This is a genomic window from Pseudobutyrivibrio sp. LB2011, assembly GCF_000701765.1.
Lineage (GTDB): Bacteria > Bacillota > Clostridia > Lachnospirales > Lachnospiraceae > Pseudobutyrivibrio > Pseudobutyrivibrio ruminis.
In genome coordinates this window covers 43,464-55,941 of record NZ_JNJS01000001.1, presented here as the reverse complement: position 1 = coordinate 55,941, position 12,478 = coordinate 43,464, and the positions used below count along the sequence as shown (strand labels likewise).

The following is a 12,478-nucleotide window of genomic DNA, read 5'->3' as shown; positions in this document are numbered from 1 at the left end:
ATCACGCTACCTTCTCTCTATTATTTTTTGAGATCCAAAAGTAACTAATTACAAGTAATAATCCTATAAGTAACATCATGCTACATACAATAATAGGAATAATGGAATCTCCTGTTTGAGGGCTTCCAAGTGTATTAGTATTAGCAAGTGGAACTGCTGGCTCCTCTAATACTACTACCTGGCTTCCTCCTGGTATGGTGTACACTACTCGCTTTGTTTCAGAATTGTTTACTACTACATTCTCCGGTGATGTTTGCTTCTCAGCTCCAAATCTTACATCCAGCTGTGCAAGCTTTTGCATGTAATCATTGTCCTGCGAATTTCCATCAAGCTTGATTTCTATAACAACTGTTCCACTGGCCTGACTTGCTAATGAACCTACGCTCATAAATGCGTTTTCTCCATTTTTCAATCCGCCCTGAACCTGTTTCAAGCCAACTACTGTAGTGTTATCGCCACCTACGGTTTCACTATCATATAAGACGTTTGTGTTGCCATTTAAGTTGTAACTAATCTTGTAAGAATAGGCACCGCCACTGATATTTGCTGAGCTTCCATCTGCATTTTTTTCTTCCAGCGATGCAATTACATCTGTACTTAAGTAGAAATCTGTAGTTGCGCTAGAGTTGTTTTTGTAATTAACCTGAAATACTACTGTGTCCCCAGGCATTACACTGGTAATGGTGGATTTATCCACATTGTAGTCTGAGCTAAATCCCTGTCCATCATATTCAACATTCCATCCTGTTGTTTGTGTAGCTGCATTAGATTCAAAACTTGTTGTCATCAGCCCTGCCACTGTAACTACTAGAGCAAGGACTGTATTAAATATTTTCTTTTTCATCTCTTGCTCCTTTCTTAATTAACAGGCTTACCACCAATTGTTAGTATGTTTCCGTCGTCTTGTCCATCACATGTTGCCTTGATTCCCCAGGCTGCATATATTGCATCTTCACTGTTGTGAGTCTGAACTGCGTCTGCCTGAATTTCGATTTGGAAGGCTTGTCCATCGTAAAGATATTCGTTTACTATGGTTCCTTTAATTTCTACGCCATTCTCTACATATGGCTTTGTTTCTACGAAGGATGTAAGCTTATTATTTACCTGTACTGATACTAAAAACTCTGCTGCATTTCCACAACCAAGAGGTGTTGTCATGTAATAAACTGCCTGCTCTGCTGTAGTTTCATCAGGATTTAAATACCATCCATCAGCGATTCCTAACTCAATCAAATCAGGATCAAGATTTGTGCTTTTACCATCCTTGTACCAATTCTTTCTAACTACAACTCTTACATATTCACTGTAGCCAGTTTCCTGATTAGAGTTATTAACAATTCTTACACTCTCGTTGTATATTTTTCCTACTTTGAATTTCTCATCTTTTGCCACTTCACTGAACTTCAATTCATTTTCTACTGCAACGTATCCTTCGTCTGTTTTCTCCTGAACCTCAACTGAAATTGTAGCTGTTGAGAAGTTTACTCTCTCAGCTGCTGACTGATAAACAATTGCTGCTCTTGCTGCCCCAGCAGATGCTGAAATAATGATTATCAAGCCAAGTGCTAATATTATCAGAGGGTTCTTATATATTTTTTTCATACTCATCCCTCCTATCGCATCTGCTCAATCACTTCAACAGGTTGCACTTGATCTTCGTTGGAAATTGCATTTGTCCAATCAGCATATGCATTTCCTTCCTCGTCGTAAAGAACTTTTGTTGCTTCCTGAATGATGATTACATTGAAATCGCTTGTACTACCGTCAAAATCAATTTTCAGGTTAAGGTCTTCTGTCTTTTCACCAGGTTTTAGGATTTCGCTGTAGTAATAATACCCACCATCTAAATCCGACCAATTAGTAGATGTTTGCTTTGTAATCGTACAGGTGTCTGGATATAAAGCCTTAGCTCTAACAAATATGTCGTAATCACCTGTATTCGAAATCGCTATTGTTTTAATCATGTGATTCACATCATCATCCATCTCTGGAAGCTCTACATCTCCAATGGAAATTGGAATTGTTTTGCTAACAGTAGCGGTGTCTGTAAAATATGCTATGGCCGGTTTCACTGCAAGACCACCAATTAAGGCAATGGCTGCAGCCACTAATATTAATCGATTTACTTTCATAATTAGCTACCTCCATCTCACATCTACCTAAAAGTTTCAGCTGGTTCCATATGTAACTGTTCCTTTGGATTGCCATCCTTGTCAGTCCATATAATGTTGCCATTCTCATCTACGGTGAACTGATTTTCTGCGCTAATTCCACCGGAGATAAGATTTCCGTTGTAGTCATTTTCAAAATTAGCTGTTACTGTATCTCCCGGTTTTATCACTAATCCTGAAACTATCTCATTCCCTACTGCTTCATAGCTAGCACCTGTGTATATCTCTTCTACTGTGACAACTGCTGATGCTGGTAAGTCCTTTATTGTTCTTGTCTTGCTTCCAGCTTTGTCAAAGTCAATTGAATACACATTGTTTAAAACTACCTCGTTATCCAGCGTTGCTGTAACTTTATAAACAAATGATGCTTTTCCCAGTGACTTATTGAATGTATCCAGAGTCTTTGTTATAGCAAGATCACCATATGCTTGCTCAGCCTCTGATTTGATCGTAAATTCTACATCGTACTGCCACTGGTCACTTCCCTGTCCTGTCATAATGTATGTACTGGTTGGTGCATAGAGGATATAGCTTGTAAATGTGTATGTATACCTTCTATCTGCTGCTGGCTGTGGTACGTATAAATAGATTCCAGCTCCTTCTGGCATGGTAACTGTTTTTTCAGATTCACCATCTCCTCTATTTATCTCAATAGTGGTGTAGTCTTCCATGTCTTTTGCAATAGGTTCGGCAATATCCACTATATTATCTATGATGTCCTCTGGCGATGGGTTTTGATCTAAAATACTTAAATCTATATCTTCAAACCCAGCTTCTACAGTGGCTTTGCCTGTCTCTCCAATATCAGCTATCTTATATAGTCTGATTTGAAGCTTACCGTCAAATTCCTGTGCAAATATCGATTGATCATTTTCAGCTATTTTAGCTGTAATAGTAATCGGAGTATTAGGATTAATCCTTCCAGCAGCTTTTAACCCAGTTATCTGTAGACAGCCTATGATTAATAAAGCCCCAAGAATTATTCCTATTAATCCTTTTGATTTAAATACTGCCTTCTTCATTGGCGACTCCCTTCCAAGTCACTATGACTTTACCATGTTAAAAACCTGCTTTTTTTCTTCTGTTCAAGTAGAACATGAATGCTGATAAAATCATCATTGCAATTCCGGTTACTGTAGTTTTGTATACTCCGCTTCCACCTGTGTAAGGTAAAGCTGATGCTTTTTTGTTTGTGAACTGGAATCTGTAAGTAATAACCTTTCCGTCTCTCACTGGTTCAACCAAGTACTCTGTTCCTTCTGGATTGCCATCAGATGTTACAATTCTTACTGTAGGAACATTCTCATCAGAGATTGTGATTATCCATTTGTCATCGCTAGTAACATATCCTGTAGGAGCCTGCATCTCTTTCAACTTGTAAATCTTTCCAGTTGCTACAGTTTCATTCCAAACAACCAATCCTGATAATTGTTCAACCTGTTGGCTAGTTCCTGTATAAGATGCAGCCACTGTTCCTTCTTCTGCCTGTTCTTCGAGTACGAATTCTGCACCATCTAAGTAATCACCGCTCTGATTTACCTTGTAGATTTCCCAAACATTTGTGAAATGTACCTGAACTACAGGCTTAGGGAAATCAAGCTTGCCTGACTGGTTGTTTATTACATAAGTTGTATTAGCTAAACCATTTGAATAGAAGCCAGGTAATAATGATGATGTAATAGGATCGTTGTTACCATGGTCTGTTTTATCATCTCCTCTGTGTGGATATGGATTTTCATCCTCAATGCGCTCGTAGTAGCAATCGTATGCAAAATCGCTTGGCTGTACGTAGAACTTAACCTGATACTCATATCCATCATCTAACAGATAACCCTGTGGGAATACCATGCTAATTGTTCTTACAACTGTTCCATCAGCATTATTTTTAACGATGTAATTTGCTGTTAGAACTGTTCCATCAGGTAATGTGTATGTGGCAGGTGATTCCTGAATTCCGTTTTTGATGACACCTGGCACACTAGCTACACTCTCATCTTGTACATCCTGTAAGTCTAAGGTTACGTTAATCTTGAATGTACTATCTGGAACGATGTCTACATATTCGCTAAGTGTATCTGTCATAACTACATTTGATGAGAAAAGCATCTCTGTACTAGTTTCAATTCCACCTGTTGCAATGCCGCTGATTGTTCCAGCCAAGCTATCAAAGATAGCGCCAACCTTTTCAGGTGAAATATTGTATGCTTGCGCTGTTTCCTTAGCTTTTACTTTGGCGCTCATATTCTGTAAAAGTGTAAATGCATCTATACCACCTGATGTATCACTATATGAGTTGTAGCCAAGTCCCATTCCTATTGCGTAGAAATAATCACATGTTACATTTTCAGCTGCTTTATATGTTTCACTTTCTATGGTTGTTGTAAGATTAGATCCGTTTCCATAAACTGAATTTCCTATCTGGTAATATGTAGGACATCCATCTGTAAGGAAGATAATAATAGTCTTTGCATCTGATCTTGCTCCAGCCACCTGATCATTGGCCTTTTTTAGTCCAGCACAATAGTTTGTACCACCACCAATGTCTTCTGCTGGTCCAAGATTTTCTGTCACTACAACATCTCCTGTGTCCACCCAGCCATTTGTCATTAGCTTTGCAGATTTACCAAAATCTATAACCTTCCACTTAGCATCAACATCATCTTTATCCTTCATGGTCTCAACCATGGAATCAACTGCTGCTACTACACATTTGATTCTTGTATTTAATACAGGATCTGTTGTTGCATATCCCATTGAATTTGATTTATCAACCACAAGAATAATGTCTACTTTGATATTTTCTTGCTGTTCAAGTTCTTCTGATGTATCAATAGTAGTAACTATTTTTTGTTCTGGACCCTTAAACTTGATTGTAAGATCATAATTGTCATCTTCTGCATGGTATCTAATATACTTTGCAACTGATGCTGATACAGTTTCTATTGGTCCACTAACTGTTGTATAGCAGTTCTTAAACTTAATATTTTTTGTAGACTCATCATCAACAGATGTTTCTACTACTCTTGTATCCTGTGATGCAGCTTCATATTGAACTAATAATGTATCTGCCTGATTCTTCTTTACCTCTAAAATCTTTGTTGTGAAATCCTTTAGTTTATAAGCACTTCCATCGGATGTGCCTGTTTCAGTAATGTAATAATTACCTTCGGCAAGGCCTAGGAATTCAGCCTTTTGTCCAGAAAGTAATGTAAACATTCCAGATGCAGCGTCTGTAGTTCTTAATTCTTCACCTACATAATATTTTGTTGCGCCTACTGGAACACCTTCTGAATTCTTGATTACAAATTCATAAGTTGTAGTAGTATCTTCTTTTGCAGCACCTGTTGCAATTTTCTGTACTGTAAGATTGATGTTTTTCTCGTAGTAGATGTCCAGCTTTGCCTTAGCATGTGAACTTAATGCAACTGAAAAAACAACTGCCCCATCCTTACATAAATCCAGATAATATGAATTATTATTTTTTCTGAATTTAAGACCATCAACATCTTTATGCATTCCATTTACAACAAATTCAGCTCTCTTAAATTTGTAGCCTGGAATATCATCAATCTTATCTGCAATAACAATTTCAGGAGTACCTTCGTTGACATTGATTGTATCTCGCTCTTCCTCATACTCTGGAATTTCTTCATCTTCTACTACCTCAACAAATTTATTATTGAAGGTTAATTCTATCTGTCTATTTGTATTTCCATTCCAAAGTAATGTATATACTGAGAAGCTATCGTTTGTGAAGCTTGCACTCTTTACTGAAGTATCAGATGCAGTTGAAACAGTAGCACTACCTGCTTCTGTAAGATTTTCAACCTGGTCTGTCTTATCATTAATGTGTACTAAATCAACTTTTAACTCGTTGGCGTTGTCTACATCTTCCATTTCAACTGGACGCTGCTCGCTCTTGTATTCCATTGAAATAGTTACATTATCAGATGGCTCAACTTCTTCGCCTGTTTCAATGTCTGTAAAACAAATATCGTATGCCAGGAATCCATATACTTCATTTTCTGAATCAGCTAACAGCTCTTCCATCTTGTCAGCTGTGTGATTATAAAGATCTCTAGTTTCTTCATTTTCTTCTGTAATAGGCTTAACCTTTAAATCAGCATTTTCAGGAATTGCACCTGAAACTGTTACTATTACATATTCATCTTCATAAACGAGTACTGGATCAGGAAGACGCTTGTAACCACACTTAACGCAAATACCGTCATCGTCGTATTCACATGTCTCTATATACTCTTCCATATCACAAAGAGCACATGTTACTGTGTGGCTTCCATCTTCATTGGATGTGTAGATGAGTTCGTGGTCACATTCTTCTTCCTCTTCTTCCTCTTCTTCCTCTAGCTCTTCTTCAAGTTCTTCATCAAGCTCGTCATCCAATTCGTCGTCTAACTCGTCGTCAGACTCATCATCCAATTCACCATCGAGGTCGCCATCATCTGGATTTCCGTCATCTGGATTGCCGTCATCTGGATTGCCATCATCCTGACCATCACCATCCTGATTTAAACCATCTCCTAATAGATCGTTATTAGGAGTTTGGTCGCCAGTTGGATCAGCTTCACCTGGATTATCAGGTGTTACACCATCTGTAGGTGTTGTAACCTCTGTAACTGGTTCCTCAGTTGAAGATGTACTTGGTTCTGTCGGTGCACTTGCCTCAGGAACAGAAGCAACTTCCTCTGTAGGAGTAGGAGTATCCTCTGAAGGCGCATCTGTTATATCAGCAAATGCACTTATTGACATTGCCAAATACAGTGGTACTATAAGACCTAATGACATGATCTTATTAAGTAAAATAGGTAGATTTCTTTTCATACGCTTCTTCCTCACTTAATATTTGCCAATCAACAATGTCTCCTACAAAACGTTACATTGCATAACTTTTTGTGAGTTCAAGTTAACATATATTGTGTGACAAGTCTGTGAACTGGCAAGAATTATCTGAATATTGGCAAGAACGTAATTAATTTACTATACAACTTGTGAGAATTTTGTGAACAAAGTCACGAAATAACTTTATAGACTTTCGTAAATATGATGGTAGAAAACGAACACTGAAACGTTTACTGAGAAAAAAATACGGGACAGCTTACGCTGTCCCGTTTCATTTTATATTCTATGTATAAACAACCCACTTCTTAGCTTTGGCTCAAACCATGTGGATTTTGGTGGCATTAAAAGTCCTGCATCTGCCACATCAAATAGTTCTGAAATGCTGGTTGGGTACATGGCAAATGCCACTCTGCAATCTGTAGCACATCTGCGCTCCAATTCACCTAAACCTCTGATGCCTCCTACGAAATCAATTCTATCGCTAGTCTTAGGATCATCGATTCCAAGAAGTGGCTCAAGAACCAGATTCTGTAGCAATGAAACATCAAGGCCCTCTACTGGGTCGTCAGATAAAAGCTCTTCTCTAACCTGGTACAAATACCAGACGCCATCCAAATACATGCTCCACTGGCCTTTTTTCTCTGGCCTGATTGCTTTTTCTGAAGTAGATAGTAAATCCACCACATTATCCAGTTCCTCGAGGAACTCTTCTGGAGCCATGCCATTCAAATCCTTAACTACTCTATTGTAATCATAGATTTTCAGCTCATCGTCTGGGAATAGAACTGACAGGAAGAAATTGAAATCTTCCTTTCCTGTATAATCCGGATTCTCCTCACGGCGTTTGAATCCCACCTTTACAGCAGATGCAGCTCTGTGATGACCATCTGCAATGTAGATAGAATCCATCTTATCGAATGTGGTAGCTATCAATGCGCATGTCATCATATCATCAATTACCCAGCAGCGATGTGATATGCCATCCTCTGCCACAAAATCATATACTGGCTTGCGACTTTTTGCCTTTGCAACAATGCTGGCAATTGTAGCGTCTGCCCTGTATGCAAGAAATATTGGACCGGTCTGGGCACTGCAGGTATCCACATGGCGGATTCTATCCTGCTCCTTTTCTGCTCTTGTATTCTCGTGCTTTTTGATAACGCCATTAGCGTAGTCATCTATGGATGCACAGGCAACTATTCCTGTTTGTGAGCGTCCATCCATTGTAAGTTCGTAGACATAATAAAAAGGCATATCATCCTGAATGAATCTCCCTTTAGATATCCACTCATCAAGCATGTCAGCAGCCTTTTTATAAACCTTGTCTGAATACATGTCTACATCTGGCTCAAACTGAGTTTCCGGTCTGTCGATTGCCAGAAATGAACCAGGCTGCTCCTTTACTTTTTGATATGCCTCACTTCTATTGTATACATCATAAGGAAGGGCTGCTATTGTAGCAGCCTCTTCTTTACTTGGTCTGATTGCCTTAAACGGTACAATTAGCGCCATTATTTTACCACCCTAACTTTTATAACACCATCAACCTTCTCTATTTCTGAAATAACCTGATCTGTAAGCTTGCTTCCAATATCAAGCAATGTGTATGCGAAATCCCCACGGCTCTTGTTTGTCATATCCTCTACATTGACATTGTCCTTACTAAGGATTGTTGTAAATGAAGCGATAAGACCAGCCTTGTTCTTGTGAAGAATAGCCACACGGCTTTCTGCTGTACAAATTCCCATATCGCAATCTGGATAGTTTACAGAGTGAGTAATATTACCATTCTCCATATAGTCCATTACTTCTTTAACTGCCATAACTGCACAGTTGTCCTCTGCCTCCTCTGTTGAAGCCCCAAGATGAGGAGTGCAAATAACACCCTTCTTTCCAGCAACAGTAGGATTTGCAAAATCTGTTACATAGTGGCGAACCTTACCTGATTCGATACCGTTAAGTACAGCTGACTCATCAACAAGAAGGTCTCTAGCGAAGTTAAGGATTACAACCCCCTTCTTCATCATCTGGACTGCTTCCTTGTTAATCATGCCCTTTGTAGAATCAAGAAGTGGCACATGAACTGTGATGAAATCACATTCCTTATAAATATCCTCTACGTTTGTCACATGCTTTACATTTCTAGAAAGATTCCATGCAGCGTTTACAGAGATGTATGGGTCGTATCCTAATACTTCCATTCCAAGACGATTTGCATCGTTGGCTACCTTTACACCGATAGCACCAAGTCCGATAACACCAAGCTTCTTTCCTGCAATTTCAGTTCCGGCAAAAGCCTTCTTTGCCTTCTCTGCAGTCTTGCCGATGTTCTCGTCGTCCTTGTTTTCAAGAACCCAATCGATACCACCTACGATATCACGTGAAGATAAAAGCATTCCTGCGAAAACAAGCTCCTTTACACCATTAGCATTTGCACCTGGTGTGTTGAATACTACGATTCCTTCCTCTGCACATTTATCAAGAGGAATGTTGTTTACGCCAGCTCCTGCTCTAGCGATGCACTTAAGCTTATCCCCAAGCTCCAAATCATGCATTGCTGCTGAACGAACTAAAGCTGCGTCAGCCTCGCTGATATTCTCTACCTTTTTATAGTCTGTGGAGAAATTAACTAAGCCCTTGTCAGAAATAGGATTTAAGCAATTATAAGTAAACATTAGTCATTCCCTCCTTATGCATTTTCTTCTTCGAACTTCTTCATAAACTCTACAAGCTTCTCAACACCCTCGATTGGCATAGCGTTGTAAATAGAAGCTCTCATACCGCCAACAGTTCTGTGTCCCTTAAGGTTTACAAATCCTGCTGCTGTTGCCTCTTTTACAAACTTAGCATCAAGCTCCTCATTACCTGTAACAAAAGGCACGTTCATAAGTGAACGGTCTTCCTTTCTAACAGTTCCCTTGAAAAGCTTTGAAGAGTCAAGGTAATCATATAAAATCTTAGCCTTCTTTTCGTTAAGCTCCTTCATTGCTGAAAGACCACCATTCTTGAGAAGCCACTTAAACACCTTTCCACAGATGTAAATGTCATAGCAAGGTGGTGTATTGTAAAGGCTGTCGTTATCTGCCTGTGTTTTGTACTTAAGCATTGTTGGTGTGCCAGGAAGAACGTCGTCACGAATTAAATCCTCGCGGATGATAACAATTACCATACCTGCAGGTCCAACGTTTTTCTGAACACCGCCGTAGATAATAGCGTACTTGCTAACATCTACTGGCTCTGAAAGGAAGCAAGAACTTACGTCTGCTACCAAATCCTTCCCCTTTGTATTTGGAAGAGTCTTAAATTTTGTGCCATAGATTGTATTGTTTTCGCAGATGTATACGTAATCCATATCATCTGTGATTGGTAAATCCGAGCAATCTGGAATGTAGCTAAATGTCTCATCTGCTGAGCTTGCAAGCTCTACTGCCTCACCGTAAATCTTAGCTTCCTGATAAGCTTTCTTAGCCCACTGACCTGTGATGATATATCCAGCCTTCTTGTTCTTCATAAGGTTCATAGGGATTGCTGCAAACTGCTGGCTTGCACCGCCCTGAAGGAAAAGAACCTTATAGTTATCTGGGATATTCATAAGAGTGCGGATATCAGCTTCTGCCTCTTTGATGATGTCATCGAATACCTTTGAGCGATGACTCATCTCCATAACAGACATTCCACATCCCTTATAATCAAGCATTTCATCAGCGGCTTCTCTCAAAACCTCCTCTGGTAAAACAGCTGGTCCAGCACTAAAATTATAAACTCTACTCATTACACTAATCCTCCTTGAAAAACTCGTTAATAGGTGCTCCTGGTGCTACCATTGGCCATACCTTGTCATCTGAATCGATGATACAGTCAATAAGCACAGGCTTCTCGGAGACAAGGGCCTCCTTCAAGGCACTTTGGAATTCCTCCTGAGTTGTAACTCTGTAGCCTGTTGCACTCATAGCCTCAGCTAACTTAACGTAATCTACTACGTCATCAAGGACTGTTGCTGAATAACGCTTTTCATAGAAAATTGTCTGCCACTGTCTTACCATTCCAAGCACGTGATTATTAATAACAATTTCGATGATTGGAAGCTTTTCTCTTACAGCTGTTGCAACTTCGTTCATGTTCATGCGGAAGCAACCATCGCCGGCGATATTGATAACCTTTTTATCAGGATTACCTGTCTTCGCACCGATTGCAGCGCCAAGGCCATATCCCATTGTTCCAAGGCCACCTGATGTCAACAACTGATGAGGCTTCTTGAACTTGTAGTACTGAGCCGCCCACATCTGATGCTGACCAACCTCTGTTGCGATAATTGCATCGCCCTTTGTCTGTCTGTAAGTTTCAGCAACGATATACTGACCTGACAAGCCTTCTGCTGGAACCACCAGAGGATACTTTTCAGATAGTTCCTTAACATGCTTCATCCAAGTAGCATGATCAGCCTGCTCAAGAACTTTATTTAATCTAGATAAAATTTCCTTTACATCTCCAACAATAGCATGATCAGTAAGAATATTTTTATTAATTTCAGCAGGATCTACATCAAACTGTAGAATCTTTGCATTGCTAGCAAATTTGTCTGGATTTCCAAGAACTCTATCAGAGAATCTGGTACCAACAGCGATAAGCAAATCGCACTCTGAAACGCTAAGGTTTGAAGCCTTGCAGCCATGCATACCAAGCATTCCTGTGTATCTTTCATCTCTGCCATCGAATGCACCCTTACCCATAAGAGTGTCGCAAACTGGTGCATCAACAAGCTCTACAAACTTCTTTAATTCCTTTGAAGCATTTGCAAGAACTGCACCACCACCAACAAAGACAACTGGCTTTTTAGACTTCTTGATAAGCTTAACTGCCTCTTTGATAGCATCCTCAGTAATGCTCTTTTTAACTCGGCCAACTGGGATTGGCTTCATTGGCATGTATTCGTATTTGTTAGTAGGAGCTGTAACATCCTTTGGTACATCAATGAGTACTGGACCTGGACGACCACTCTTTGCAATAGTAAATGCACGGCGGATTGTCTCTGCCAAATCCTTGATATCCTTAACGATAAAGTTGTGCTTTGTGATAGGCATTGTAATACCAGTGATATCAATCTCCTGGAAAGAATCCTTACCAAGCAAAGATACATTTACATTACATGTGATGGCAACAATAGGAACCGAATCCATATGAGCTGTTGCAATACCTGTCACAAGATTTGTTGCGCCAGGACCACTAGTAGCGAAGCACACACCAACCTTGCCAGTTGAGCGTGCATAGCCATCTGCTGCGTGAGCTGCTCCCTGCTCGTGGCTTGTAAGCACATGATGAATCTCATCACTATGCTTATAAAGCTCATCATATAAGTTAAGAATTGCTCCACCCGGATAGCCGAAAACTGTATCAACTCCCTGCTCTTTCAAACATTCTATAATTATTTCTGAACCATTTAATAACAT

At 39.6% G+C, this 12,478-nt stretch carries 9 protein-coding genes; all 9 read right to left on the bottom strand.

All coding sequences use genetic code 11. The features are described from left to right. Position 1: 1 nt before the first annotated feature. The gene (locus T375_RS00235) at positions 2-844 is read right to left on the bottom strand and encodes a hypothetical protein (RefSeq protein WP_044933686.1); all 843 of its coding nucleotides are present in this window, start codon (positions 842-844) and stop codon (positions 2-4) included. A gap of 14 nt (positions 845-858) precedes the next feature. Further along, entirely contained in the window at positions 859-1,602 is a 744-nt protein-coding gene (locus tag T375_RS00230) for a hypothetical protein (protein ID WP_044933685.1), read from the bottom strand. A gap of 11 nt (positions 1,603-1,613) precedes the next feature. Further along, a complete protein-coding gene (locus T375_RS00225) occupies positions 1,614-2,132 on the bottom strand; it encodes a hypothetical protein (protein ID WP_049960212.1) in 519 nt (172 codons plus the stop codon). Between the two features lie 23 nt (positions 2,133-2,155). After that, positions 2,156-3,193 (bottom strand): DUF5979 domain-containing protein, encoded by a 1,038-nt coding sequence (locus T375_RS00220; RefSeq protein WP_044933684.1) that lies wholly within the window; start codon positions 3,191-3,193, stop codon positions 2,156-2,158. 37 nt (positions 3,194-3,230) lie between these two features. After that, the gene (locus T375_RS00215) at positions 3,231-7,013 is read right to left on the bottom strand and encodes a DUF7604 domain-containing protein (RefSeq protein ID WP_044933683.1); all 3,783 of its coding nucleotides are present in this window, start codon (positions 7,011-7,013) and stop codon (positions 3,231-3,233) included. Between the two features lie 294 nt (positions 7,014-7,307). Further along, entirely contained in the window at positions 7,308-8,543 is a 1,236-nt protein-coding gene (locus T375_RS00210) for a DUF1015 domain-containing protein (protein ID WP_044933682.1), read from the bottom strand. After that, positions 8,543-9,706, bottom strand: a complete 1,164-nt coding sequence (locus tag T375_RS00205) for a phosphoglycerate dehydrogenase (RefSeq protein ID WP_044933681.1) — start codon at positions 9,704-9,706, stop codon at positions 8,543-8,545. The genes T375_RS00210 and T375_RS00205 overlap by 1 nt, the downstream gene beginning before the upstream one ends. A 14-nt stretch (positions 9,707-9,720) precedes the next feature. Next, positions 9,721-10,803 carry a 3-phosphoserine/phosphohydroxythreonine transaminase gene (gene serC, locus T375_RS00200; RefSeq protein ID WP_044933680.1) on the bottom strand — a complete coding sequence of 361 codons (1,083 nt, stop codon included), beginning with the start codon at positions 10,801-10,803 and terminating at the stop codon, positions 9,721-9,723. Positions 10,804-10,807: 4 nt separating this feature from the next. Then, positions 10,808-12,478, bottom strand: coding sequence for a biosynthetic-type acetolactate synthase large subunit (gene ilvB, locus T375_RS00195; protein ID WP_044933679.1), 1,671 nt, complete (start codon positions 12,476-12,478; stop codon positions 10,808-10,810).

Coding starts and splice junctions, on each gene's coding strand:
- T375_RS00235 (WP_044933686.1), bottom strand. CDS start 844: ATGAAAAAGAAAATATTTAATACAGTCCTTGCTCTAGTAGTTACAGTG.
- T375_RS00230 (WP_044933685.1), bottom strand. CDS start 1,602: ATGAAAAAAATATATAAGAACCCTCTGATAATATTAGCACTTGGCTTG.
- T375_RS00225 (WP_049960212.1), bottom strand. CDS start 2,132: ATGAAAGTAAATCGATTAATATTAGTGGCTGCAGCCATTGCCTTAATT.
- T375_RS00220 (WP_044933684.1), bottom strand. CDS start 3,193: ATGAAGAAGGCAGTATTTAAATCAAAAGGATTAATAGGAATAATTCTT.
- T375_RS00215 (WP_044933683.1), bottom strand. CDS start 7,013: ATGAAAAGAAATCTACCTATTTTACTTAATAAGATCATGTCATTAGGT.
- T375_RS00210 (WP_044933682.1), bottom strand. CDS start 8,543: ATGGCGCTAATTGTACCGTTTAAGGCAATCAGACCAAGTAAAGAAGAG.
- T375_RS00205 (WP_044933681.1), bottom strand. CDS start 9,706: ATGTTTACTTATAATTGCTTAAATCCTATTTCTGACAAGGGCTTAGTT.
- serC (WP_044933680.1), bottom strand. CDS start 10,803: ATGAGTAGAGTTTATAATTTTAGTGCTGGACCAGCTGTTTTACCAGAG.
- ilvB (WP_044933679.1), bottom strand. CDS start 12,478: ATGTTATTAAATGGTTCAGAAATAATTATAGAATGTTTGAAAGAGCAG.